This is a genomic window from Sinorhizobium sp. GQ132 (assembly GCF_059758575.1).
Map to the genome: position 1 here is coordinate 64,068 of NZ_JCAXDX010000010.1, position 25,775 is coordinate 89,842.

At 61.7% G+C, this 25,775-nt stretch carries 25 protein-coding genes; 15 read left to right on the forward strand and 10 right to left on the reverse strand.

All coding sequences use genetic code 11. The annotated features are described in order from the left end of the window. Window positions 1–79: 79 nt before the first annotated feature. The 7 genes from ntrY (at window position 80) to AC6CIG_RS22770 (ending at window position 8,468) form a co-directional block, all read left to right on the forward strand. Window positions 80–2,395, forward strand: coding sequence for a two-component system sensor histidine kinase NtrY (gene ntrY, locus AC6CIG_RS22740; RefSeq protein WP_018097798.1), 2,316 nt, complete (start codon window positions 80–82; stop codon window positions 2,393–2,395). Beyond that, a complete protein-coding gene (gene ntrX / locus AC6CIG_RS22745; RefSeq protein WP_018097797.1) occupies window positions 2,385–3,749 on the forward strand; it encodes a two-component system response regulator NtrX in 1,365 nt (454 codons plus the stop codon). The genes ntrY and ntrX overlap by 11 nt, the downstream gene beginning before the upstream one ends. A gap of 175 nt (window positions 3,750–3,924) precedes the next feature. Next, window positions 3,925–5,301, forward strand: a complete 1,377-nt coding sequence (gene trkA, locus AC6CIG_RS22750; RefSeq protein WP_018097796.1) for a Trk system potassium transporter TrkA — start codon at window positions 3,925–3,927, stop codon at window positions 5,299–5,301. Window positions 5,302–5,312: 11 nt separating this feature from the next. Then, window positions 5,313–6,176, forward strand: coding sequence for a D-amino-acid transaminase (locus AC6CIG_RS22755; protein ID WP_018097795.1), 864 nt, complete (start codon window positions 5,313–5,315; stop codon window positions 6,174–6,176). Window positions 6,177–6,276: 100 nt separating this feature from the next. Continuing rightward, a complete protein-coding gene (gene hfq / locus AC6CIG_RS22760; RefSeq protein ID WP_003535434.1) occupies window positions 6,277–6,519 on the forward strand; it encodes an RNA chaperone Hfq in 243 nt (80 codons plus the stop codon). Between the two features lie 6 nt (window positions 6,520–6,525). After that, on the forward strand, window positions 6,526–7,923 hold the full coding sequence (gene hflX, locus AC6CIG_RS22765) for a GTPase HflX (RefSeq protein WP_018097794.1): 1,398 nt from the start codon (window positions 6,526–6,528) through the stop codon (window positions 7,921–7,923). A gap of 254 nt (window positions 7,924–8,177) precedes the next feature. Next, a complete protein-coding gene (locus AC6CIG_RS22770) occupies window positions 8,178–8,468 on the forward strand; it encodes a GIY-YIG nuclease family protein (protein ID WP_100673929.1) in 291 nt (96 codons plus the stop codon). Between the two features lie 372 nt (window positions 8,469–8,840). On the opposite strand, the gene mazG is transcribed toward AC6CIG_RS22770, so the two are convergent. After that, window positions 8,841–9,674 (reverse strand): nucleoside triphosphate pyrophosphohydrolase, encoded by an 834-nt coding sequence (gene mazG, locus AC6CIG_RS22775; RefSeq protein WP_127710780.1) that lies wholly within the window; start codon window positions 9,672–9,674, stop codon window positions 8,841–8,843. Between the two features lie 3 nt (window positions 9,675–9,677). Then, entirely contained in the window at window positions 9,678–10,265 is a 588-nt protein-coding gene (locus AC6CIG_RS22780) for a deaminase (protein ID WP_127710782.1), read from the reverse strand. A 221-nt stretch (window positions 10,266–10,486) separates the two neighbouring features. Between AC6CIG_RS22780 and cysG the strand changes: the two genes are divergently transcribed. From cysG to AC6CIG_RS22805, 5 genes are all read left to right on the forward strand, one after another. Then, on the forward strand, window positions 10,487–11,944 hold the full coding sequence (gene cysG / locus AC6CIG_RS22785) for a siroheme synthase CysG (RefSeq protein WP_127710784.1): 1,458 nt from the start codon (window positions 10,487–10,489) through the stop codon (window positions 11,942–11,944). Window positions 11,945–11,954: 10 nt separating this feature from the next. Continuing rightward, on the forward strand, window positions 11,955–12,272 hold the full coding sequence (locus AC6CIG_RS22790) for a DUF2849 domain-containing protein (protein WP_018097788.1): 318 nt from the start codon (window positions 11,955–11,957) through the stop codon (window positions 12,270–12,272). Between the two features lie 14 nt (window positions 12,273–12,286). Further along, entirely contained in the window at window positions 12,287–13,960 is a 1,674-nt protein-coding gene (locus AC6CIG_RS22795; RefSeq protein ID WP_018097787.1) for a nitrite/sulfite reductase, read from the forward strand. Between the two features lie 17 nt (window positions 13,961–13,977). Continuing rightward, window positions 13,978–14,478, forward strand: a complete 501-nt coding sequence (locus tag AC6CIG_RS22800; protein WP_018097786.1) for a DUF934 domain-containing protein — start codon at window positions 13,978–13,980, stop codon at window positions 14,476–14,478. 144 nt (window positions 14,479–14,622) lie between these two features. Beyond that, entirely contained in the window at window positions 14,623–15,435 is an 813-nt protein-coding gene (locus tag AC6CIG_RS22805; protein ID WP_018097785.1) for a ferredoxin--NADP reductase, read from the forward strand. A gap of 283 nt (window positions 15,436–15,718) precedes the next feature. On the opposite strand, the gene AC6CIG_RS22810 is transcribed toward AC6CIG_RS22805, so the two are convergent. From AC6CIG_RS22810 to AC6CIG_RS22835, 6 genes are all read right to left on the reverse strand, one after another. Then, complete coding sequence (locus tag AC6CIG_RS22810) at window positions 15,719–16,006, reverse strand: type II toxin-antitoxin system RelE family toxin (protein WP_018097784.1); 288 nt, start codon at window positions 16,004–16,006, stop codon at window positions 15,719–15,721. Next, entirely contained in the window at window positions 15,996–16,241 is a 246-nt protein-coding gene (locus tag AC6CIG_RS22815; protein ID WP_026168897.1) for a type II toxin-antitoxin system Phd/YefM family antitoxin, read from the reverse strand. The genes AC6CIG_RS22810 and AC6CIG_RS22815 overlap by 11 nt, the downstream gene beginning before the upstream one ends. Before the next feature lie 237 nt (window positions 16,242–16,478). Continuing rightward, window positions 16,479–17,255 carry an amino acid ABC transporter ATP-binding protein gene (locus AC6CIG_RS22820; protein WP_018097782.1) on the reverse strand — a complete coding sequence of 259 codons (777 nt, stop codon included), beginning with the start codon at window positions 17,253–17,255 and terminating at the stop codon, window positions 16,479–16,481. A 17-nt stretch (window positions 17,256–17,272) separates the two neighbouring features. Next, complete coding sequence (locus tag AC6CIG_RS22825; protein WP_018097781.1) at window positions 17,273–18,427, reverse strand: amino acid ABC transporter permease; 1,155 nt, start codon at window positions 18,425–18,427, stop codon at window positions 17,273–17,275. A 4-nt stretch (window positions 18,428–18,431) separates the two neighbouring features. Continuing rightward, on the reverse strand, window positions 18,432–19,625 hold the full coding sequence (locus AC6CIG_RS22830) for an amino acid ABC transporter permease (protein ID WP_018097780.1): 1,194 nt from the start codon (window positions 19,623–19,625) through the stop codon (window positions 18,432–18,434). Between the two features lie 106 nt (window positions 19,626–19,731). Then, window positions 19,732–20,757: an amino acid ABC transporter substrate-binding protein gene (locus AC6CIG_RS22835; RefSeq protein ID WP_018097779.1), complete on the reverse strand. Its 1,026-nt coding sequence runs from the start codon at window positions 20,755–20,757 to the stop codon at window positions 19,732–19,734. Between the two features lie 336 nt (window positions 20,758–21,093). On the opposite strand from AC6CIG_RS22835, the gene AC6CIG_RS22840 reads away from it, so the two are divergent. After that, window positions 21,094–22,281 (forward strand): cystathionine beta-lyase, encoded by a 1,188-nt coding sequence (locus AC6CIG_RS22840; RefSeq protein ID WP_018097778.1) that lies wholly within the window; start codon window positions 21,094–21,096, stop codon window positions 22,279–22,281. Window positions 22,282–22,326: 45 nt separating this feature from the next. On the opposite strand, the gene AC6CIG_RS22845 is transcribed toward AC6CIG_RS22840, so the two are convergent. After that, entirely contained in the window at window positions 22,327–23,490 is a 1,164-nt protein-coding gene (locus AC6CIG_RS22845; protein ID WP_127710788.1) for an FAD-dependent monooxygenase, read from the reverse strand. Window positions 23,491–23,517: 27 nt separating this feature from the next. Then, complete coding sequence (locus AC6CIG_RS22850; RefSeq protein WP_437407782.1) at window positions 23,518–23,763, reverse strand: zinc-finger domain-containing protein; 246 nt, start codon at window positions 23,761–23,763, stop codon at window positions 23,518–23,520. Window positions 23,764–23,953: 190 nt separating this feature from the next. Between AC6CIG_RS22850 and AC6CIG_RS22855 the strand changes: the two genes are divergently transcribed. Together AC6CIG_RS22855 and cysE are read left to right on the forward strand one after the other, a co-directional pair. Then, the gene (locus tag AC6CIG_RS22855; protein ID WP_015241159.1) at window positions 23,954–24,733 is read left to right on the forward strand and encodes an alpha/beta fold hydrolase; all 780 of its coding nucleotides are present in this window, start codon (window positions 23,954–23,956) and stop codon (window positions 24,731–24,733) included. A gap of 193 nt (window positions 24,734–24,926) precedes the next feature. After that, on the forward strand, window positions 24,927–25,754 hold the full coding sequence (cysE, locus tag AC6CIG_RS22860; RefSeq protein ID WP_018097775.1) for a serine O-acetyltransferase: 828 nt from the start codon (window positions 24,927–24,929) through the stop codon (window positions 25,752–25,754). The last annotated feature ends 21 nt before the right edge of the window (window positions 25,755–25,775 follow it).

Here is a 25,775-nt window from a genome sequence, read left to right on the forward strand (position 1 = left end):
GTGCGGGCGGGGAGCTTTGCGTGTCCGAAAGGAGACGCGGCGCTGTAAGGTTCAATGTCTCGGTCCGGGACGCAGGCGTATGCCGGTGTCGTCGGTACGCCGGTTGGGGGTAGCACTTTTCATGGTGGATGGAATGGCCTTGCCATTGGGCACGGAGGACGGAGTCACTGCTGCCCAGGATCGGCGAGCCTCTTTTGCCTTGCCGGGACTTATGCTCGCCACCGGCGCCCTGATCTGCGCCACCTTGTCGCTGCTCGTTCTTCTCGGCCTGACGCCGATCCGTCCCGAGAGAAACATCGTGATCGCCTGCGCCGGCATCAACGGCCTCTTCGTTGTGGGCCTGATCTATCTCATCGCACGCGAAATCTTCAGGCTGCTCAGGGCGCGCAGCAAGGGAAGAGCCGCAGCGCGTCTGCACGTGCGCATCGTCGCGCTCTTCTCGATCGTCGCGATCACGCCGGCGATCCTCGTCGCGATCTTCGCCAGCATTACCCTCGATGTCGGCCTCGACCGCTGGTTCTCGCTGCGTACGCAGGCGATCGTCCGTTCCTCCCTGAACGTTGCGCAGGCCTATGTCCTCGAGAATGCCAGCTACCTTCAGGGTCAGACGGTGTCGATGGCCAACGACCTGGAGCGCAATCGCCAGCTCTATAGCCTCGACCGTACCGGCTTCGTCGAGCTGATGACACGGCAGGCGAGGGGGCGCGGCATGCTCGGCGCATTCCTCGTGCGCGCCGACGGCAGCGCCATACTCCAAGCCAATATTTCGACCGATCGTCCGCTGCCGGCGATCCCGCAGGACGCACTGAAAAGCACCATTGCCGGCCAGCCGACGCTTATCCCTCCGGGCGTGACCAATCTGGTGGGGGCGGTCATTCCGCTCGAAAACATTCCGGGCACCTATCTCTACACCGTCAGAAACGTCGATCCGGAAGTCATGCGATCGATGCGGCTGATGGAAGAGAACACTGCGGAATACAAGACGCTCGAGGCCGGGCGTACCTCCCTGCAGATCGCCTTCGGCGTCCTTTACATCGGTTTTGCCCTGATCGTGCTGCTGGCGGCGATCTGGACGGCCATTGCGGTCGCCGACCGCATCGTCCGGCCGATCCGGCAGCTGATCGGCGCGGCCGACAGCGTCGCTTCAGGCAATCTCGACGTCGTCGTTCCCGTGCGCGCCGTCGACGGCGACGTCGGCAACCTGTCGCGCACGTTCAATAAGATGGTGAGCGAAATTCGGACCCAGCAGGATCAGATCCTGGTGGCGAAGGACGAGGTCGACCAACGCCGCCGCTTTATCGAGGCAGTGCTCTCCGGCGTGACGGCAGCCGTCATCGGCGTCGGCAGGGATCGACGGATCACCATCTTCAATCCGTCTTCGGAAGGGATGCTGAAAAAGGCGGCGCCGGAGCTCATCGGCGCGAATTTGAGCGACGTGGCGCCGGAAATCGAAGCGGTTCTGGTTGAGGCCGAGAGCCGCTACCGCAACGATTACCGCAAGCAGATCAACATCATGCGCGGCGGCACCGAGCGCACGATGAATGTTCAGGTGACGCGGGAGGAGGGCGACGAATCGCATGGCTCCTATGTCATCACCGTCGACGACATCACGGATCTGGTAATCGCGCAGCGCTCCACCGCCTGGGCGGACGTCGCTCGCCGCATTGCGCACGAGATCAAGAACCCGCTGACGCCGATCCAGCTCTCGGCCGAGAGGCTGAAACGCCGCTACGGCAGGCAGATCGATCAGGAGGATCGTGCGGTCTTCGACCAGTGCACCGAAACGATCGTGCGCCAGGTCGAGGACATCGGCCGGATGGTCGACGAATTCTCCGCCTTTGCGCGCATGCCGAAGCCGACGAAGGAGAAGTCCGACCTGCGGGCCATCCTGAAGGACGCCGTATTCCTGCGTGAGATGGGCAACACCCACATCAACTTCGTCCGCGATTTCGGCGACGAACCGCTCGAGGGGCAGTTCGACGGCCGCATGCTGGGTCAGGCGTTCGGCAATCTCGTCAAGAACGCGGTGGAGGCGATCGAAGCCGTGCCCGCGGGAACGTCGCGAGGCGCGCCGAAGGTCCTCATCCGATCCCGTCGCGATGATACCACCGGCCGGTTCGTGGTCGACGTCATCGACAACGGCAAGGGGCTTCCGACCGAGAACCGGCACCGAATTCTGGAGCCGTACATGACGATGCGGGATAAGGGCACCGGTCTCGGCCTCGCTATCGTCAAGAAGATCATCGAGGACCACGGCGGGCAACTGGAACTGCACGACGCACCGCCGGACTTCGACGGCGGCGCCGGGGCGATGATCCGGGTGGTTCTGCCGCCTGCCGGCGAGACCGGGGGCGAAGATAATTTAAAGGATAAGGGTAATACCAATGGCGGCTGATATTCTGGTTGTGGATGACGAGGAGGATATTCGCGAGATCGTCTCGGGAATCCTGTCGGACGAGGGCCATGAAACGCGGACCGCTTTCGACAGCGAGAGTGCGCTCGCGGCCATCAACGACCGTGTGCCGCGCCTGATCTTCCTGGACATCTGGATGCAGGGAAGCAAGCTCGACGGTTTGGCACTGCTCGACGAGATCAAGAACCGCCACCCCGACTTGCCGGTGGTGATGATCTCGGGTCACGGCAACATCGAAACCGCCGTCTCCGCGATCAAGCGCGGAGCCTATGATTTCATCGAGAAGCCGTTCAAGGCCGACCGGCTGATCCTGATCGCCGAGCGGGCGCTCGAGAATTCCAAGCTCAAGCGCGAAGTCTCCGAGCTGAAAAGGAAGTCGGGCGATCCGGTGGAGCTGATCGGAACCTCGGTTGCAGTGTCGCAGCTGCGCCAGATGATCGAGAAAGTGGCGCCGACCAACAGCCGCATCATGATCCAGGGACCGTCCGGCTCCGGCAAGGAACTGGTCGCGCGGATGATCCATCGTAAGTCCGCGCGTGCCAACGGTCCTTTCGTGGCTCTCAATGCGGCTGCGATCACGCCCGACAGAATGGAGATCGCGCTTTTCGGGACCGAAGGAACCGCGGGGCAGCCGCGCCGCACCGGTGCGCTCGAGGAGGCCCATGGGGGGATCCTCTACCTGGACGAGGTCGGCGAAATGCCGCGCGAAACGCAGAACAAGATCCTTCGCGTCCTCGTCGATCAGCAGTTCGAGCGGGTCGGCGGCTCCAAGCGCGTCAAGGTCGATGTCCGCATCATTTCCTCGACCGCCTATAATCTCGAGAATATGATCACCGAGGGCTTGTTCCGCGAGGACCTGTATCACCGGCTCGCCGTCATTCCGGTGCGCGTTCCCGCTCTTGCGGAGCGGCGCGAGGACATCCCTTTCCTGGTCGACATGTTCATGCGACAGGTAAGCGAACAGGCCGGCATCCGCCCCCGCAAGATAGGCGAGGATGCGCTGGCCGTGCTGCAGGCGCATGATTGGCCCGGCAATATCCGCCAGTTGCGCAACAACATCGAGCGCCTGATGATCCTTGCGCGCAGCGACGGTCCCGATACGCCGATCACCGCCGACATGCTGCCGAACGAGGTGGGGGACACCCTGCCGAAGATCTCGGCGCAGAGCGATCAGCACATCATGACCTTACCGCTGCGGGAGGCTCGCGAGATGTTCGAACGCGATTATCTGATCGCCCAGATCAACCGCTTCGGCGGAAATATCTCGCGCACTGCGGAATTCGTGGGAATGGAGCGCTCCGCCCTTCATCGCAAGCTGAAGTCGTTGGGCGTGTAATTGAAAACGGAAGGGGCGTATTTCGCCCCATCTCGAGCATTTCAATGTTTCATGGAAACACTGAAACGCTCCAACCCTTTGGTCCAACGCACTTCCGGACGGAAAACCGTTACACACTTTTGCTGGAAGTGCTCTAGAGCCATCTGCAGATCCGTCCCAGACGTAAGGAACAGCGATGAAGGTGATCATATGCGGGGCAGGGCAGGTCGGCTACGGCATCGCCGAGCGGCTGTCGCGCGAGAATAACGACGTTTCGGTGATCGATACGTCGGCCGCGCTGATTGCCTACATAACCGAGACGCTGGACGTGCGCGGTTACGTCGGCCACGGGGCGCACCCGGATGTACTGGCGAGGGCGGGCGCCGATCAGGCCGACATGCTCATCGCGGTAACGCTGTACGATGAGGTCAACATCGTCGCCTGCGAAGTAGCGCACGCGATTTTCAACGTACCGACCAAGGTCGCCCGCATCCGCGCGCAGAGCTATCTGGCGCCCGAATATTCCGACCTCTTTTCGCGCGAGAACGTCCCGATCGACGTGACGATCTCTCCGGAAATCGAGGTAGGGCGGCTTGTGCTTCGCCGCATTTCCTTTCCCGGTGCCACCGACGTGGTGCGCTTCGCGGATGATCGGATCGCGATGGTTGCGATCGAATGTATGGAAGACTGCCCCGTCGTCGACACGCCTCTGCAGCAATTGAGCGAGCTCTTTCCCGATCTGCACGCGACCGTCACCGGTATCTTCCGGGATGGCAAGCTGATAGTTCCGCATTCCTCCGACCAGTTGAAGACCGGCGATCTCGCCTATGTGGTCTGCGACCGCGACCATGCCCGCCGCACGCTGGCGCTCTTCGGCCATGAGGAACAGGAGGCGCGGCGGATCATCATCCTCGGCGCCGGCAATATCGGCTATTTCGTCGCCCGAACGATCGAGGAACAGCAGCCGCGCATGCGGGTGAAACTCGTCGAAAATGACCGTGACCGCGCCGTGCTCGTCGCCGATAAGCTCAACAGCACGGTGGTCCTCCACGGCTCGGCCATGGATCAGCGGATCCTGGCGCAAGCGGATGTCCAGGAGGCGGATCTCGTCGTCGCGCTGACGAATAACGATCAGATCAACATCCTCGGAAGCATGCTTGCCAGGAGGCTGGGAGCGAAGTCGACCCTCGTGCTGATCAACGAACCCGCCTATCAGGACTTCGCCGGCGCCGCCGGTGTCGATGCCTATATCAATCCGCGCGCCGTCACCATCTCGCGTGTGCTGCAGCACGTGCGAAAAGGCCGCATCCGGTCGGTCTATGCAGTGCAGAACGGCATGGCAGAGGTGATCGAGGCCGAGGCGCTCGAAACCTCTCCGCTGGTCGGCAAGGCGCTGCGCGAGCTCGAATTGCCGGAGGGCATCCGCATTGGCGCGCTCTATCGCGACAAGGCCTATGTGCGCCCGGACGGCAACACGCGGATCAAGGCGAAGGACCGCGTGGTCCTCCTCGCGGCCGCCGAGACCGTCCGCGATGTCGAACAGCTCTTCCGCGTCAGCATTCAATATTTCTGAGGGCCTCAGCCATGCCGAGAATCGCCTATGTCAACGGCACTTACGTCCAGCACGCCGAAGCCGCCATTCACGTCGAGGACCGCGGTTACCAGTTTGCCGACGGCGTCTACGAGGTCTGCGAGGTGCGCCACGGCTTCATCATCGACCTGACCCGGCACCTCGACCGCCTTGGGCGATCCCTGGGCGAACTCAGGATAGGCTGGCCGATGAGCCGTGCGGCGCTGATCCATGTCATCCGGGAGGTGCTGCGCCGAAACAGAGTCCGTAACGGGCTCTTCTATCTGCAGGTGACCCGCGGCGTCGGGCGGCGGGATCATGTTTTCCCTGATGCGGACACGCCGCCGTCGATCGTCGTCACCGCCAAGCGCACGGACCCCGGGGCGATCGCCCGGAAGAATGCCGAGGGCATATCTGCGATAACGGTGCCGGAGAACCGGTGGGACCGCGTCGACATCAAGAGCGTCGGCCTTCTCCCGAATGTGCTTGCCCGTCAGCGGGCGAAGGAAGCGGGCGCGCAAGAGGCGATCTTCGTCGACGTGGACGGCACGGTCAAAGAGGGGGCGGCGACGAATGTATGGATCGTGGACCGTGAAGGGACGTTGCGCACCCGTCCGGCGGAGAACGGCATTCTGCGCGGCGTGACCCGCACCACCCTGATGGACGTAGCCAAGCCGCTGGGCCTCAAGATCGAGGAAAAGGCTTTCTCCGTGGAAGAAATGCTCGCGGCGCGGGAGGTCTTCATCACCGCTGCTACCAGCATCTGCTTTCCCGTCGTTTCCGTGGACGGAAAGACGATCGGCAACGGTCATCCGGGAAGCATAGCACAGAATATTCGCGAGGCCTTTTTCGACATTGCGGAAAAGACGGTGATTTGATACCAAACCCTGCGGAGGTGCCGGGATCGTACGTGACACCTTAAGAATTAACAAAATGCACCGGCGCAAGAACGCCGGCAAATAAGAAAGAAGCGGCGCGATGGCGGAACGTTCTCAAAACTTGCAGGATCTCTTTCTCAACACGGTCCGCAAGCAAAAGATTTCTTTGACCATTTTCCTCATCAACGGCGTCAAGCTGACGGGTGTCGTAACATCGTTTGACAATTTCTGTGTGCTGTTGCGCCGCGACGGTCATTCTCAGCTCGTCTACAAGCACGCCATCTCGACGATCATGCCGGGCCAGCCGTTGCAGATGTTCGAGAATGAGGAAGCTGCCTCCTGACGGGGTGTGAGGAACATTACCAAGCGTGATTCAAAATCGTCGTCGATCATTCCGGAGCTCGAGACGCTCCGTGATGATTCGCGTGCCGTCGTCGTCGTTCCGATCCTGAAAAAAACCGGAAAGGCGTCTGCCGATATCGTTGCGCAGCCCGCCACGCGTTCGGACGAAAGCCGGCTGGAGGAGGCGACGGGCCTGGCGCTCGCCATCGACCTCGACGTCGTTCACGGCATGATCGTTCCCGTCGCCCAGCCGAAACCGGGCACGCTGCTCGGCACCGGCAAGATCGAGGAGATCGGCCACGTTCTGAGCGAAAAGGATGCGGGGCTCGTGATCGTCGATCACCCGCTGACGCCCGTCCAGCAGCGTAATCTCGAGAAGGAATGGAACGCCAAGGTCATCGACCGCACCGGCCTCATTCTGGAAATCTTCGGCCGGCGCGCCTCCACCAGGGAGGGCACGCTGCAGGTCGATCTCGCACATCTCAATTATCAGAAGGGCCGCCTGGTCCGCAGCTGGACGCACCTCGAACGGCAGCGTGGCGGCGCGGGTTTCATGGGCGGGCCCGGCGAAACGCAGATCGAGGCCGACCGCCGGCTGCTGCAGGACAGGATCGTCAAACTGGAGCGCGAGTTGGAGCAGGTGCGGCGCACGCGCCAGCTTCATCGGTCGAAGCGCAAGAAGGTGCCGCATCCGATCGTCGCGCTGGTAGGCTATACAAACGCGGGCAAATCGACGCTTTTCAATCGGATGACCGGGGCCGGTGTGCTCGCCGAGGATATGCTCTTCGCCACGCTGGATCCGACGCTGAGGCGGCTGAAACTGCCGCATGGGCGTATGGTCATCCTCTCCGACACCGTCGGCTTCATTTCCGATCTGCCGACGCATCTGGTCGCCGCCTTCAGGGCGACGCTGGAAGAGGTACTCGAGGCCGACCTGGTCCTGCATGTGCGCGATCTGTCCGATCCGGATAATCAGGCGCAGGCAAGCGATGTGCTGCGTATCCTGGCCGATCTCGGCATTGACGAGAAGGAGGGGGCCGAGCGCATTGTCGAGGTTTGGAACAAGATCGACAAGGTCGAGCCGGAAGTGCGCGAAGCGCTGGTGAAGAAGGCCGCGAGCGCCGACAACACGGTCGCGGTTTCGGCCATGACCGGCGAAGGTGTGGACGATCTTCTCGCTGAAATAGGCCGGCGTCTTTCGGGCGTCATGACCGAGTGCACCGTCGTTCTGGGTCTCGATCAGCTACAGTTGCTGCCTTGGGTTTACCAGCATGCGATCGTCGACGGCCGCGAAGATCTCGAAGACGGACGCGTGAGCCTGGATCTCCGTCTGACGGAGGGAGAGGCCACCGAACTCGAGAGGCGGCTGGGCAACGGCCCGAAGGCCGTCCAAGAGGATTGGTAGCATCCTGGCGTATTGCGCCATTCCCTGATTTCCCGCACGGCCATGAGAAGTTTTCCGAGGACCTTCCACCCTCATCCCTCTGCTCGTCACAGGGATGAGGGAAGCGCCGCGTCTGCGGCCCGGAAGAGTCTTTCCAGTCCAATGACTTGGCCTGGCTGGATTCCTGTGACAAGCACAGGAATGAGGGCCGGGGAGGTTTGGGCGCTACAACTTCTGCTTGCGAATATGCGAGGGAATGGTCAACCTTTCACGCAATGAAAGGTTACGTCTACATTCTCGCATCGAAGCGAAACGGGACGCTGTACACGGGCGTAACCCGGGACCTGCCGCGCCGCCTCCTCGAGCACCAGAACGATCTGACGCCTGGATTCACGTCCAGATACGGCGTGAAGACCTTGGTATGGTTCGAGGAGTTCGACCTGCTGACTTCCGCCATCATGCGGGAGAAGACGATGAAGAAGTGGCCGAGGAAGTGGAAGCTTAAGTTGATAGAAGAATTAAACCCGGAATGGGAAGATATCTCTCACTATCTTCACGGTTTATGAAACGCGCCGAGGGCCGCACCCCTTCCTCCCTCATCGCTGTGCTCGTCACAGGGATGAGAGCTGCGCCGCGTCTGCGGCGCGGAAGAGTCTTTCCAGCCCAAGGACTTGGTCTGGCTGGATTCCTGTGACAAGCACAGGAATGAGGAGGGCACGGGTGTGACGGAAACCTTCGTCCACTATCCGCACGGGCTGTGAGAAGTTTTCTGAAGGACCGCACCCCTTCCACCCTCATCCCTGTGCTCGTCACAGGGATCCAGCAGCGCCGCGTCCGCGGCGCGAAAGAGTCTTTCCACTCCAATGACTTGGTCTGCTGGATTCCTGTGACAGGCAGATACAAGGAACGGCAATGACGCAGCGGATAGCGCCGCAAGCCTAGGTCAGCTGCCTTTCGATAGCCTTCGCCGCCTGCCAGAGTTCTTCCATGCGCTCCAGCGATGCCGCGTCGAGCGTTTCGCCTCCGGCTTCCAGTTCCTTTTCGATGTGTCCGAAACGGCGCCGGAACTTGGTATTGGTGCCGCGCAGCGCCATTTCCGGATCGGTGCCGACATGGCGGCCGATATTGACGAGCGCGAAGATCAGATCGCCGAGCTCGTCCGCGACCTTCCCCCGGTCACCGTCCTTCAGTGCCTGCCGCAGCTCGCCGATTTCCTCCTCGACCTTGTCGAGGATCGGCTCAGGCTCGGACCAGTCGAAGCCGACCCTTGCCGCCCGTTCCTGCAGCTTCAGCGCTTCGACCAACGCGGGAAAACTGCGCTGGATCGAGCCGAGATGGCCGGCATGCTCCTCTTGCGACGCGCCGCGCTGCAGGCGCCGTTGTCGCCGGTCGGCTTTCTCGGCCTGCTTGATCTCGTCCCATTGCAGCTTCACCGCCTCGGCGGTGTCGGCGTCGGAGCGGGCGAAAACATGCGGATGGCGGCGGATCATCTTCCGCGTGATGGCTTCGACGACGTCGCCGAAGGAAAACGCGCCGGCTTCCTCGGCCATGCGTGCGTGAAACACCACCTGCAGCAAAAGGTCCCCGAGTTCGTCGCACAGGTCGTCCATATCATGACGCTCGATCGCGTCTGCGACCTCGTAGGCCTCTTCGATCGTGTACGGCCGGATCGTATCGAACGTCTGCACGACGTCCCAAGGGCAGCCTGTCTCCGGGTCGCGGAGCGCGGCCATGATGTCGAGCAGGCGTTGAATGTCGCGGGAGGCTTCCATGGCTCAGTTCAGCGGTATGGCGTTGGTGTCTTTGCTCGCCTGATAGGTATCGGACAGACGATCGTAGCGTGCCCGGATGCGGGCGTCCTGGCCGGTGAGCCGCTGCCGCGTTTCCGGATCGGTCTCCTGCATCAGTGTCGCGATGGACGCCGATTTCCAGAATGCATTCTGCCGGGCGTAGCCGCCCGGTTCGAGGCGGAAGACCTCCTTCAGGATTTTCAGGTCATGCGGGATAGCGAAGCTGTCGCGCGAATCCTCGTGGCTGAAGAAGTAGTAGAAGTTATCGAAACCTGCCCAGGTGATCGCCGAGAGACACATGGAGCAGGGCTCATGCGTCGACAGGAAGATCAGCTCGCGCGTGTCCGGCGTCTCGGCCATCTCGTAGAAGCGCTTGAGCGTGTGCACCTCGCCATGCCACAGCGGATTCTCGGTCTCGTTATTGGTTTCGGCCAGTACCAGCGACAGATCGGACTTGCGCAGGATAGCGGCGCCGAACACCTTGTTGCCGTCGGCTACGCCCTTCTCGGTGAGCGGAAGTATGTCCTCTTCGATGACGGTCAGCAGGCGCTCTGCCAGTTGGGTTTGTCTCATGTCTCGGTCTCCTGCTTGAGCCGGCATTTAACGGAGGTCGACCACCCGGCGCAATGGCCGAACCACCGGTGGTTCAGGGCTCCGGAGATATTTGCTCAAAAAGATCGGCTGTCGAGCAAAACAATACGTGACCGGAAAAGCATTGAAATTTCTGTTCCTTCAATTGTTGCGGCCTATAGGGGATATTCGCCGCAGCCTGCAAAAGGAGCCGTCCCCTCGTCATGTCGCAGAAATTGTCCGTCTTTCCGGCATTCTTTCGCGTCGCGCAGAAAAGCGTGGCGGTGTTCGGCAATGGGGACGAGGCCTTCGCCAAGGTGCGGTTGCTGCTGAACACCGAGGCGCGCATCGTCGCCTATGCGGATCGGCCGGAACCGGCATTCGAGGCTTTTCTGGATGCCAACAATATCGAGACCGTGCGCGAACCCTTTGGGGCTCATCAGGTGGAAGGCGCCGTCCTCGTCTTTGCCGCAACCGGCGATGCGGCGCTCGACCGCGTTGTCGTGACTGCGGCGCGTGAGCGGAAAATCCCCGCAAATGCCGTGGACCAGCCGGACTATTGCGATTTCCTGACGCCGGCACTCGTCAACCGGGCGCCCGTCGCAGTTGCGATCGGCACAGAAGGGGCAGGGCCGGTTCTGGCTCAGATGATCCGCGCGCAGATCGATCAATTGCTATCGCCGTCGCTGGGTATCGTTGCCTCTCTGGCAGCCAACTATCGCGACGCCGTCGACCGCCTCGTGCCGCGCGGCGTCGCGCGGCGTGTTTTCTGGCGCCGCTTCTTCTCGGGGCCCGTGGCGGATCACGTCGCGGTCGGCGATCTTGCATCCGCACGCCGGGAGGCCTCGAAGCTTCTGGATGCCGCGGGCGGCGTGGCCGGCCATGTGTGGCTGGTCGGCGCCGGGCCGGGCGCCGAAGACCTGCTGACGCTCCGGGCGCAGCGTGTGATGATGGAAGCGGACGCCATCGTCTATGACGCGCTGGTGCCGCAAGCGATCGTCGACATGGGCCGCCGCGACGCTGAGCGGCTTTCGGTCGGCAAGCGCAAGGGCTGCCATTCCAAATCGCAGGACGAGATCAATCAGTTGCTGGTGAAGCTTGCCGGCGAAGGCAAGCGCGTCGTCCGGCTGAAATCCGGCGACCCTCTGGTCTACGGCCGGGCAGGCGAGGAAATGGCGGCGCTGCGTGACGCCGGCATCAGCTACGAGGTGGTGCCGGGGATCACATCGGCCTTTGCAGCGGCCGCCGATTTCGAACTGCCGCTGACGCTGCGCGGCGTGGCGTCGTCGCTGGTTTTCACGACGGGCCACGATTTGACAGGCAGCGTTCTTCCCGATTGGGCGCGACTGGCTGTTTCCGGCGCGACGATTGCGGTCTATATGGGCCGCACCGTTGCGGCTTCCGTCGCCTCGCGGCTCATGCAGGCCGGTCTGCCGCAGGACACGACCGTCGCTGTCATCGAGAATGCGAGTCGTGCCGAGCGCCGTCTCCTGCACGGAACGCTCCGCGATCTGCCGGACCTGGAGGCCCGCACGGAACTGGAAGGGCCGGTCATGGTGATCATCGGCGAAGCGGTGGCGGGCGCGAATTTCGAACGCTCCGAGCCGCTGGCGGCCGGCCGCATCAAGTATAGCGGTGCCGGCAAAGTTTCAGCGAAACGCACCGAACAGATTTGGAACTGAGGACGACGCGATGGTGGAAAAGGTTCTGACGGCAAACCGTCTGGCGGATGGCATTTCCGTCTGGCTCGACGCTTCCGGCAACTGGGTGGAGTCGTTGCAGGATGCCTTCGTCGCTCGCCATGCGGAGGCCGTCGCCGCCCTGGAGGCGACCGGAAAGCGCTCGTTCGACGAGAATAAAGTGGTAGACGTCAACGTTGTCGACGTCGAGGAAGTCGACGGTACGCTGCGGCCGTTGCGCATGCGTGAGCGGATCCGTGCCGAAGGGCCGTCGATCCCCTACGCTCCCGGATATAGTGGGCTTGCAGGCCCAAAGAATGTTGCTGCCTGAGGACCTGAGAAGCCATGTATCGTTACGACGAATTCGACCACGCCTTCGTTTCCGCACGCGTCGAGCAGTTCCGGGACCAGGTCCAGCGGCGGTTGTCCGGTGAACTCGCGGAGGATGCGTTCAAGCCGCTGCGCCTGATGAACGGCGTCTATCTGCAGCTCCATGCCTATATGCTCCGCGTCGCCATTCCCTATGGTACGCTCTCGAGCCGGCAGATGCGGATGCTCGCCCATATCGCCCGCAAATATGACCGCGGCTACGGACATTTCACCACCCGCCAGAACATCCAGTACAACTGGCCGCGCCTTTCCGATACGCCTGATATCCTCCAGGAGCTGGCGAGCGTGGAGATGCACGCGCTGCAGACCTCCGGCAACTGCATTCGCAATGTGACGGCGGACCATTTCGCCGGTGCCGCTGCGGACGAAGTCGCCGATCCGCGCCCCTATGCCGAAATCCTCAGGCAATGGTCGAGCGTCCATCCGGAGTTCTCGTTCCTGCCGCGCAAGTTCAAGATCGCGGTGACCGGCGCCGAGCGCGACCGCGCAGCCATTCAGGTGCATGACATCGGCCTGCACCTGAAGAAGGACGAGAATGGCAAGCTTGGCTTTGCCGTCTATGTCGGCGGCGGGCAGGGCCGCACGCCGCTGATCGCCAAAAAGATCCGTGACTTCCTGCCGGAAGAGGATCTGCTTTCCTACACGACCGCGATCATGCGCGTTTACAACCTTCATGGTCGCCGCGACAACAAGTACAAGGCGCGCATCAAGATCCTGGTTCATGAGACCGGTGCCGAGGAACTGGCCCGTCAGGTGGAGGTCGAATTCGCCAATCTGAAGGACACGGAACTGAAGCTGCCGGATGCGGATATCCAGGCGATTGCTGCTTATTTTGCGCCGGCGATGCTGCCGAATCGGCCCGAGGGCTGGGGCAGTCTCGCCCACTGGAAGAAGGCCGATCCGGAATTTGCCCGCTGGGTGCACCAGAACGTTCAGCCGCACAAGCATCCCGATTACGGCATGGTAACGATCTCGCTGAAGCCGATCGGCGGCATTCCGGGCGACGCGAGCCACGAACAGATGGATGCGGTCGCCGATATCGCCGAGGAATATGCCTTCGACGAGATACGCGTCAGCCATGAGCAGAACCTGATCCTGCCGCATGTGGCGCTGGCGGACCTCGAGCCGGTCTATCGCGCCCTGGTCGCCGCCGGCCTCGCCACCGCCAATGCGGGGCTGATCACCGACATCATTGCCTGTCCCGGGCTCGACTACTGTGCGCTTGCCAATGCACGCTCGATTCCGGTCGCGCAGGAGATTTCGAACCGTTTCGGCTCGCCCGAGCGGCAGGCCGAAATCGGCGAGCTCAAGATCAAGATCTCCGGCTGCATCAATGCCTGCGGCCATCATCACGTCGGCCATATCGGTCTTCTGGGCGTCGAGAAGAAGGGCGCGGAGCTCTATCAGATCACGCTCGGCGGCTCCGGTGATGAACATACATCGATCGGAGAGATCATCGGCCGCGGCTTCGAGCCGGAAAGAGTGACCGACGCGGTGGAGACGATCGTCGACACCTATCTCGGCTTGCGCCGGGACAAGTCCGAGACCTTCCTCGAAGCCTATCGCCGGGTGGGGCCGCAGCCTTTCAAGGACGCGCTCTATGGCGGCGGTGCCCAGGCGGCGGCGTGATCAAAGGACAGCATAAGATGACGAAAATCTGGAAAGAAACGGGCTTCGTGAACGACGATCCCTGGGTGATCGAAACCGACGAGACCAAAGCCGGGTCGAACGAAAAGGCGATCCTGAACATCGACGCCTTCCTGGCTGCGGTTGCGGAGAGCGATGCCTCGGAGCTTGGCGTTCTGATCAACCCCGCAGACGACGTGATGCGTCTTCAGCCCTATCTCGAAAGGATAGCGCTGGTGGCGGTGGCATTTCCGGCTTTCAGCGACGGCCGGTCCTTCAGCCATGCTTCGCTGCTGCGTTCGCGGCTCGGCTACCAGGGCGAAATTCGCGCCGTCGGCGACGTGCTGATCGACCCGATCCCGCTTATGCTGCGTTGCGGCGTCGACAGCTTCGCCGTAACCAACGCCACGGCGATCAAGCGGCTTTCGGAGGGCCGGCTGCCGGGCATTTCCAACCACTACCAGCCGACGGCAAAGCCGTCCGTCAACGCCAATTCCTACAGCTGGCGCCGCGTCTCGTGAGCGGCGCGGCCGCGACAGTGTGAAGCAAGCCGAAATCCTCGAAAGCGACTATATTTGGAAGGGATTTCCTTTCAATTCGGCATGGGTTGGAATATCCGCTTGTAGTTGATAAACAGCGTCACCATTTATAGGACTGTGGTCACGATGAATGCTCCGGCAAAAAAAGAAGATTTCGCGGTACAGGCTCCGGCAGGCGTCTTCGCTGAAACGGTGACGAGCGTCGAACACTACACCGACCGGCTCTTCCGCTTCCGCATGACGCGCCCGCAGGAGTTCCGCTTCCGCTCGGGCGAATTTGCGATGATCGGCCTGATGGTTGGCGACAAGCCCGTTTATCGTGCCTATTCGATCGCGAGCCCGGCCTGGGACGAGGAACTGGAATTCTTCTCGATCAAGGTGCCTGACGGACCGCTGACGTCGCATCTGCAGGGGATCAAGCCCGGGGACCAGGTGCTGATGCGCAAAAAGCCGACGGGCACGCTGGTGCTGGATGCGCTCGTGCCTGGCCGCAGGCTCTATATGTTTTCGACGGGCACGGGTATCGCGCCTTTTGCGAGCCTCATCCGCGACCCGGAGACCTTCGAGAAGTTCGAGGAGGTCATCCTCACCCACACGTGCCGCGACGTGGCGGAGCTGAAATATGGCTTCGACCTTGTCGAGGAAATCCGCAACCACGAATTCCTGAACGAGATCGTCGGCGACAAGCTCCGGCACTACGCGACGGTGACGCGTGAGGAATATCCTTTCAAGGGCCGGATCACCGACCTGATGACCAACGGCAAGTTTTTCGCCGACCTTGGCCTCCCGCCGCTCGATCCCGCGATCGACCGCGGCATGATCTGCGGCTCCACTGCCATGCTGAAGGATACCAAGGAAATCCTCGAAGCCGCCGGCCTGACGGAAGGCGCCAACAACAAGCCGGCAGAGTTCGTCATCGAACGTGCGTTCGTCGGCTGATCCCTGCTGCCGTGGGCAATAGCGTCCTCCTAGAGCATTTCAACGTTTCATAGAAACCTTGAAATGCTCTAACCATCTGATTCAACGCACTTCCGGACGGAAAACCGTCACACACTCTTCCTTGAAGTGCTCTAAAGAAATTTCGCCCCTCATCCGCCTGCCGGCACCTTCTCCCCCCAAGCGGGGCGAAGGGACTCGTGGCGGGCGTTCCGGCTGCGTCCGGAAGTGCGTAGTTTCAAAAGATGGGAGCGCTTAGTTGGCCTATGATGCGAGGTCCGGCGATCTAACGCCCGCGTGCTCGCATTGTGTTGTAGACGTCCCCCCGTTCTCGCTTCCCGACTGCCACGACCAACACAATGACAGTGCCATCATCGACCCTGTAGACGAGACGGTAGCCAAGCTGTCTCAGTTTGATTTTGTAGTGGTCGGGCATTCCGCTTAGCGCGGCGCTCGGAATGCGGGGACGCTCCAATCGCTCACGCAGCTTCTTTACAAACTGCTGCCGGATCGTCGCGCCTAACTTGTCCCATTCCTTTCGAGCAGACGGCAGGAATTCGAGGCTATAGGGCATCGATATCGACCGGCTCGCCCTTTTCCTCCGCTCGCTCTTTCACGAGCTCGGCAAGATAGAGATCGTCCAGCCGCTCAAGCATGGATTCGTAGACCTCGGCAGGCACCAGATAGGCCATGACGCGATTGTGGTTCAGCACGGCCACGGCTTCGCCTTGGGCCTCGCCCATTACCGCCGTGGGACTCTTCTTCAAGTCGGAAACGCTCACGGCTACAGAGGCTTCTACACGCTGCATAATGCCCTCTTACTCAAGACCGTTGGTGGAACCTTTTTCAGTACCATAATTGGTGCGTTTTAGCAACTGGAGTCCGTAGATCAGATCCCGGGCTCGCCCTCTTTGCCGGCGAGACAAAACGAACCAGGGCTGATATTTCGGCCTAGAACGGCAGGCTTCTGCGAGGTCTCGGCCTGCAGTTCAAACGAAACGGCCCGCCGTAAAAGCGGGCCGCAGTCATTTCGAGCGGTTGGAGGATCAGTGCAGGATCTGGCTGAGGAACAGCTTGGTCCGCTCGTGCTGCGGATTGTCGAAGAACTCGGCCGGCGAGTTCTGTTCGACGATCTGGCCCTGATCCATGAAGATCACGCGGTTGGCGACCTGGCGGGCGAAGCCCATTTCGTGGGTGACGCAGATCATGGTCATGCCTTCCTCGGCGAGTCCCACCATGGTGTCGAGCACTTCCTTGACCATTTCCGGGTCGAGCGCAGAGGTAGGCTCGTCGAAGAGAAGGATTTTCGGCCGCATGCAAAGCGAGCGGGCGATGGCGACGCGCTGCTGCTGACCGCCCGAAAGCTGGCCTGGATATTTGAGCGCCTGCTCCGGAATCTTCACGCGCTCCAGGAAGTGCATCGCCACCTGCTCGGCTTCCTTTTTCGGCATCTTGCGGACCCAGATCGGCGCCAGCGTGCAGTTTTCCAGGATCGTGAGATGCGGGAAGAGGTTGAAGTGCTGGAAGACCATGCCGACTTCCCGGCGCACTTCGTCGATCTTCTTCAGGTCGTTGGTGAGTTCGATGCCGTCGACGACGATCTTGCCCTTCTGGTGTTCCTCGAGCCGATTGATGCAGCGAATCATCGTCGACTTGCCGGAGCCCGACGGGCCAGCGACGACGATGCGCTCGCCGCGCATGACCCTGAGATTGATGTCGCGCAGCACGTGGAAATCACCGTACCATTTATTCATGTTGGTGATTTCGATCGCGACATCCGTCGTCGAGACGGCCAAGTTCGGTGCAGTGGCGGTATTTGCCATTTTCTTTTCCCCTTTTTTTACCGCTGGCTTCTGTCGAGCAGGCGTTCCATGAAGCCTGAATAGCGTGACATGCCGAAGCAGAAAAGCCAAAAGACGAAGCCCGCGAAGATAAGACCGGTCAGCGGCGTGACGGCGCTGGCCCAGTTCGTATCGCTGAAGTTCAGGCGAACGATGCCGAGCAGGTCGAACATGCCGATGATCGACACGAGCGATGTGTCCTTGAACAGGCCTATGAATGTGTTGACGATACCGGGAATGACCAGCTTCAGGGCCTGCGGCAGGACGATGAAGCCCATTTTCTGCCAATAGCTGAGCCCCAGCGAATCGGCGCCCTCATACTGGCCCTTCGGAATTGCCTGCAGACCGCCGCGTACGACTTCCGCCATATAGGCGGAGGCAAAGAGCGACACACCGATCAGGGCGCGCAGGAACTTGTCGAAAGTGACGCCCTGCGGCAGGAACAGCGGCAGCATGACGCTGGCCATGAACAGCACCGTGATCAATGGAACGCCGCGGATGACTTCGATGAAGACGGTGCACAGCATCTTGATCACCGGCATGTTCGATCGGCGTCCAAGCGCCAGCAGGATGCCGAGCGGCAGCGAAACTGCGATGCCGACGAAGGAGAGGACCAGGGTGACCATCAGGCCGCCCCAGAGCGGCGTTTCGACATAGGTGAGGCCGAACCAGCCGCCGGGCAGGAGGATCGCCGCAAGGATAGGCAGGGCGACCAGCAGCAGAAGCGCGTTCAATCCCTTGTATGGGATTCTCGGTATCAGCATCGGCACCAGCAGCAAGACGAAAAGGATGCCGACGAGCGCCGGACGCCAGCGCTCATCGAGCGGGTAGCGGCCAAAAAGGAACTGGGCGAATTTCGCGTTGACGAAGGCCCAGCAGGCGCCGCTCCAGCCTTCCGGCTGCGTGCCGCCTTGCGAGAGCGTGGCACAGACGCCGCGGCCGCCCCCGGTCCAGGCGGCATCGATGAAGAGCCACTGGATTGCCGGCGGCACCAGCCATGCCAGGATGAGCAGGCTGATGATCGTCAGGGCCGTGTCCTTGGGCGTGGCGAACAGATTTTTTCGCAGCCAGGAGACGACACCGCTTTCCAGCGACGGGGCAGGCGAAGCTTCGATCATCGAAGCGCGAACGAAAGAGGCCTGATTCGTGCTCATGATCTCACCTCTCCACCAGCGCCATTCGGGCGTTGTACCAGTTCATGAACAGCGACGTCGCGAGGCTCAGGCTGAGATAGACGATGAGCCAGATGCTTACGATCTCGATCGACTGTCCGGTCTGGTTGAGGATGGTGCCGCCGACGGCGACGAGGTCGGCATAACCGATGGCAACCGCCAGCGACGAGTTCTTGGTGAGGTTGAGATATTGACTGGTCAGCGGCGGAATGATGATGCGCATCGCCTGCGGCACGACCACGAGGCGCGTCGTCAGCGCCGGGCGTATGCCGAGGGCATGCGCCGCCTCCGTCTGGCCCTTGGAAACGCCGCGGATTCCGGCCCGGACGATTTCGGCGATGAAGGCTGCCGTGTAGAAGGAAAGCGCGAGGAACAGCGACATGAACTCCGGTCCGACGACCGAACCGCCCGTGAGGTTGAACTTGCCCGCCACGGGAATGTCGAAGGTGATCGGCGCACCGGTCACGAGAAAAGTGACCAGCGGCAGGCCGATGATCAGTCCGAGCACGGTCCACAGGACGGGAAGGCGCTCGCCGGTCGCCAACTGCCGTTGGCGCGCGTAACGGGCAAAGAACACACTTGCGGCGACGGCGATAACAAAGGCGAGGAGCGTGTATCCTGCACCCTCTTCGGCAATCGGCCTCGGAAAGGCGACACCGCGATTGCTCAGAAAGATATCGAAGGGCAGGGCAAGCGCATCTCGTGCCTGCGGCAATATCGAAAGCACCCCGCTGTACCAGAAGAATATGACGAGCAGCGGCGGGATGTTGCGGAACACCTCGACATAGGCCAGCGAGAGCTTGGCGATGATCCAGTTATGCGAAAGGCGTCCGATGCCGACGATAAAACCGATGATCGTCGCCGTGATGATTCCGGTAATTGCGACGAGCAACGTGTTGACGAAGCCGACCAGCAAGGCGCGGCCATAGGTGGAATCGCTGGTAAATGAAATCAGCGATTGTCCGACATCGAAGCCGGCGCGGCTTCTAACGAAGTCGTAGCCGGATGCGATGTTCGCGCGTCTCAGGTTGTCGACGGTGTTGTCGACGATCCAGTAGATGAGCGCTGCGAGGATGATGATGGTGATTGCCTGATAGAATATCCCGCGCACCTGAGGATCGTTGATGATCGATCCCGAGGACGTGCTTCGTTCAGGCGCGTTGGTGACGCCAATGGCCATGCAATGCCTCTTTCCCCTAATCCATCCTTACGGATGTTCCCGTTATCGGGTTTTTATCGTTGATCGGGGGAACGGCCGCGGCCATCCCCCCGACATCCGCGTCCGATCAGCGGACCGGCGGCGCGTACTGGAGACCGCCCTTGTTCCAGAGGGCGTTGAGGCCGCGCTCGATCTTCAGCGGGCTGCCTGCACCGATGTTGCGGTCGAACACTTCGCCGTAGTTGCCGACTGCCTTGACGATATTGACCGCCCATTCGTTGGTGAGGCCGAGGTCCGTGCCGATCTTGCTGTCGGCCTCGACGCCAAGGAAGCGTTGAACGTCGGGGTTCGTCGACTTCTTCATTTCTTCGATATTGGCCTGGGTAATGCCGAACTCTTCGGCCTGGACCAGGGCGTAATGAACCCAGCTGACGATGTCGAACCACTGATCGTCACCCTGGCGGACCGCCGGTGCGAGCGGCTCTTTGGAGATGATCTCCGGCAGAACGATGTGGTCATCGGGCTTCGAGAGGGTGAGGCGCAGCGAATAGAGGCCGGACTGGTCGGTCGTATAGACATCGCAACGGCCGGCGTCGTAGGCAGCGTTCACTTCCTCGAGTTTCTCGAAGACGACCGGATTGTACTGCAGATTGTTCGCCTTGAAGTAATCGGCAAGGTTGAGCTCGGTCGTCGTGCCGGTCTGAACGCAGACGGCGGCGCCGGAAAGCTCGAGGGCGGACTTCACGTCGAGTTCCTTGCGAACCATGAAGCCTTGGCCGTCGTAGTAGTTGACGGGACGGAAGTTGAAGCCAAGTGCGGTGTCGCGGTTGATCGACCAAGTCGTGTTGCGCGCAAGCACGTCGACTTCGCCGGACTGCAGCGCCGGAAAGCGTTCCTTGGCGGAGAGCGGCGTATACTTGACCTTGCTGCCATCGGCGAAGATCGCAGCCGCAATCGCCTTGCAGTAGTCGACGTCGAAACCGCTCCAATTGCCCGAGGCGTCAGGGGCTGCGAAACCGGCGAGGCCGGTATTCACGCCGCACTGGACGAAGCCTTTGGCCTTCACGTCGTCGAGCGTCGCGGCGGATGCCGCATGTGTGCCAATCCCCACGACAGCAGCGCCAACGAGAGCTGTCAGAATTCTTCTTGCCATTTTTTCGAACCTTTTCGGTTGTCGTTTTTCGCGTCTGCACGGTAGCGCTCTCTGGCGCGTGCAGCCTCAGCCACCCTCCTGGCCTGAGTAAAAACTATCTCATGCTCAAAATCTGGAAGGGTCAAGAGACGTGGCCGATTTTGTGATCTTCCATGTGAAAAACGTGAAGCTCGCCAGAAGTTTAGGCAGGTCCCGCGACGGAATCGCCCGACATGGATAAAAAACCGCCAGTTGCGCCTCCTTGGTGATTCACAGTCGGCCGGCTCGAATTTTTCCTTGACCCGGCCCGTAGCCCGTTCGATGAGTCGGCAGGGAAAATCAACAGCGGATGTTTCAATGGCAGACAAGACGAGCGGGCGAGCGGAGCAGGGCATCAATACCCGCCTCGCGCATACCGGCAACAATCCCTCCGACTTCCATGGTTTCGTCAATCCGCCGGTGGTTCACGCTTCCACCGTGCTGTTCCCGAATGCGAGGACGATGGAGACGCGGGCGCAGAAATATACCTATGGTACGCGCGGCACGCCGACGACCGACGCCCTTTGCGAGGCCGTGAACGAGCTGGAGGGCGCAGCGGGCACGATCCTCGTTCCCTCCGGGCTCGCTGCGGTCACGGTGCCGTTCCTGGCCTATCTGTCTTCGGGCGACCATGTGCTCATCGTCGATTCGGTCTACTTCCCCACCCGCCACTTCTGCGACACGATGCTCTCGAGGCTCGGCGTCACTGTCGAATATTATGACCCGACGATCGGCGCCGGGATCGAAAACCTGATCAGGCCGAACACGCGGCTGGTGCATACGGAAGCTCCGGGCTCGAATACGTTCGAGATGCAGGATATTCCGGCAATCGCGGCCGCGGCGCACCGGCACGGCTGTATCGTGACCATGGATAACACCTGGGCGACCCCGGTCTACTTTCGGCCCCTCGACCACGGCGTCGACGTTTCGATCCATGCGGCGACCAAATACCCCTCCGGTCACTCGGACGTTCTTCTCGGAACCGTTTCCGCCAATGCGGCCCATTGGCCGGCACTCAGCGAGGCGATGGTTACGCTCGGCGTCTGCGTTTCGCCGGACGACAGCTATCAAATCCTGCGCGGCCTGCGCACGATGGGCGTTCGCCTGGAGCGCCATCAGGCAAGCGCGCTGGCGATCGCTGAATGGCTCGAGAGCCGTGACGAGGTGGCGCGCGTGCTGCATCCGGCACTGCCGAGCTTTCCCGGACACGAATTGTGGAAGCGCGACTTCGGCGGCGCGAGCGGGATATTCTCCTTCGTGCTCAGGGCTGAACCGGAAGACGGCAAGGCAAAGGCGCATGCCTTCCTGGATGCGCTCTCGCTGTTCGGGCTCGGTTACTCCTGGGGCGGCTTCGAAAGCCTCGCCGTTCACGTGAACCTCTCCGACCGCAAGGTCGCGAAGGCCCCGTCCGAGGGGCCGGTCATCCGGCTGCAGATCGGCCTCGAGGATGTACCGGACATCCGCCGGGATATCGAGGCGGGCCTCGCCGCCGCAAACGCCGTCTGAACGGAGCGACAGGGAGGCGAATAGGCCTCCCTCATCGCGTTCCAACTAAGCGCCGTAGCCGTAAAGCCAGTCGAAATCGGCTGCGAGCGCTTCGGGTTTTCTGAAAGAGAGAACGAAATCGCGCGCGATCCGCACCGGACCTGCTGCGTGGTAGGCGAAGCTGTTGAATGCGGCGCGCTTGCGAACGCGGCCGATTCGGGTTCTGCGTGCGTCTTCATAGCGCGCGAAGACGGAGGGAAGGTCGGGAGTGTCGGCCATACAGCGGGCGAGTTCACGGGCGTCCTCGATGGCCATCGCCGCGCCCTGGGCTGCAAATGGCGTCATGGCATGGGCAGAATCGCCGATCAGAATGGTGTCGCGCCCATTGTGCCAGGCCCCGTCTTCAACCGTGCAGAGCGGCCAGTAGGTCGGCGAGCCGGCGTGACCGAGAAGCGCGCGCAGGTCGGTATGCCAATCCCTGAAGGCCGCCTCGAACTCGCGCCGGCGATCGCCGGATTCGTGCCCCGTCCAGGTTTCGCCCGACGCCTTTCCGGCAACGATCGCGACGAGGTTGAAGCCGTCGATCTTTCTGAGCGGATAGGCGACGAGATGGGCCTTCGGCGCGAGGAAGGCGGTGACGCGATCAGGCGACAGGCAGGCGGGCGCCCGGGTGCGTGACAGCGTGAAGCGCCAGGCGACATTGCCGGAAAAACGGACGGGGCCGGCGCCGGGAACAGAGGAGCGTATCCGCGACCAGATGCCGTCCGCCCCGATGATTACTGCCGGTGATCGCTTGTTCGCTTCGGTGATGACTGCCCGCGGATCGTCCGCGATGCGGGTTCCCAGGTGAAGACGGCAAAGCGGTTCCGCCCGGACGGCATCCAGAAGGATCGTTTGCAGGCTGGCGCGATGCAGGACGCCGTAGGGAGCGCCCCAGCGCTCGCGGGCGCGTGCGCCGGCAGGCACGTTGGCAAGCGGCCGCAGCGAGCGGCCGTCGGCAAGCGAGATCGCTTCCGGTTCATTCCAGACGCGTTCGAGAGCGGGCAGCAAGCCGAGTTCGATGAGGATGCGCGATGCATTCGGCGAAAGCTGAAGCCCGGCACCGGCCTCCTCCAATGCATCGGCCTGCTCGAAGATATCCGTCCGGAATCCCTGCCGTGCAAGGCAGAGCGCGGCGGTCATCCCGGCGATGCCGGCACCGACGATCGCAACCGGATCAGCCTTTTGCATGGATGTCGCGCCGTCGCCTGCGCAGGATCAGGCGGCTTTAGTCGTGAAAAGGCAGCCCGGAGGAATCGTTTCCGTCGCCTTCAGGGAAGGTTTGTAGCGGTAGAGGGTCGAGCAATAGGAACAGACCTTCTCGTTCTCGTCGCCCATGTCGACGAAGATGTGAGGGTGGTCGAACGGGACGGAAGCACCCGTGCACATGAATTCCTTGACGCCGATCTCGATGACCCGGTGCCCGCCGTCGTTCTGAAAATGGGGGATGCTGTGGCCGGCCATGTCGTACTCCGATATATGCAAGTCTTAGGTGTCGATTGGGGTGTCGAATTTGCCGGCACCATAGTGAGCTTTGGCGAAAATGTGTAGCGGCAAACATGCCGCGCTTTATGGTTTTTGAAGCGGTTGGGGTTTCCGGCCGTTGCTTTACCAACTAACGTCCGCGCCGACAGGACAATACCAGGAAATCCAGATGGACTTGAACCCTCCGCCATTTTCCCGCTTCACGCATGACGGACTGGAAATCGCCTATTTCGACGAAGGTGACCCCTCGGGCGACCCGATCCTGCTCATTCACGGCTTTGCATCGAGCGCCAATGTCAACTGGGTGTTTCCCGGGTGGCTGAAGACGCTCGGCGACGCCGGATACCGCGTCATCGCGCTCGACAATCGCGGGCACGGGCAAAGCAGCAAGCCCCATGATCCCTCGCTCTATCACCCGCCGCAGATGGCAGGGGATGCGGCGGCACTTCTGGTGCATCTCGGCATCGGCGAGGCGCATGTGATGGGTTATTCGATGGGCGCGCGGATCTCGGCATTCCTGGCTTTGCAGCACCCGGATCGCGTCCGTTCGCTGGTATTCGGCGGTCTCGGGATAGGCATGATCACGGGGGTGGGGGAGTGGGATCCGATCGCCGACGCGCTGCTTGCACCTTCTTTGGAGGACGTTACGCACGAACGGGGCCGGACGTTCCGCGCCTTCGCAGACCAGACGAAAAGCGATCGTCAGGCGCTTGCCGCATGCATATCGACATCGCGCGACCTGCTTACCGCCGACGAGGTAGGCCGCATAGACGTGCCGGTGCTGATCGGTGTCGGGACGAAGGATGACATCGCCGGATCGGCTGAGGAGCTTGCCGCGCTGATGCAGCATGCCGTGGCACTCGACATTCCCGGGCGCGACCACATGCTGGCGGTCGGCGATCGTGTGTTCAAGAAGGCGGTCCTGGAGTTCCTTGCCGGGGTTGGGTGAGGCCGATCCAGACGGAAACCCTGCGCATTTTTTCTCGAATTGCTCTCGGCCGTGCCACTAACGAGAGGTGAAATCCGGCCAGGCCATTTATGTCGGCGGGAAATTGGCCTATATATGCCCGAACACGACCCATCCTAAGACCGGCAGGCCAAAGACGACCCCGCTGAAGGAACGCCCAGGAAGGAGAGCGACCATGGTCGCCAAGACAGAACTTCGTCATACGGAATCGCTCGAAGCGATCGATCCGATCTGGGATAGCCTGCGTGAGGAGGCGCGGCTGGCGGCCGAGCGCGACCCGATGCTGGCGGCCTTTCTCTATTCGACGGTGGTCAATCAGCATTCCCTGGAAGATTGCGTTATCTATCGGATTTGCGAGAGGCTGGACCATCCCGACCTCCAGGCGAGCCTCCTGCACCAGACCTTTGCAGAAATGCTCGAGGACTGGCCCGAATGGGGCGCCGTCCTGCGCGTGGATATCCAGGCGGTCTACGATCGCGATCCCGCCTGCACGCGCTTCATGGAGCCGGTGCTTTATTTCAAGGGCTTCCATGCCATACAGACGCACCGTCTGGCTCACTGGCTGTGGAACCGCGGCCGGAGAGACTTTGCGCTCTATCTCCAGAGCCGCTCCTCCAGCGTTTTCCAGACCGACATCAATCCGGCCGCCCGCATCGGACGCGGAATCTTCCTCGATCATGCAACGGGGCTCGTCGTCGGCGAAACCGCGGTCATCGGCGACAACGTATCTATCTTGCATGGCGTGACGCTTGGCGGCACCGGCAAGGAAGGCAGCGACCGTCATCCGAAGATCGGCAACGGGGTGCTGATCGGCGCCGGCGCAAAGATTCTCGGCAATATCCACATCGGCCACTGCTCGCGCGTGGCCGCCGGATCCGTCGTGCTGAAGGCGGTCCCTCCCAAATCGACGGTCGCCGGGGTGCCGGCGAAGGTCGTCGGCGAGGCCGGCTGTTCCGAGCCGTCGCGTCAGATGGACCAGATCCTGGCGTCGTTCGATATCTGATCAAGGCGCCCGAAGCCCGGC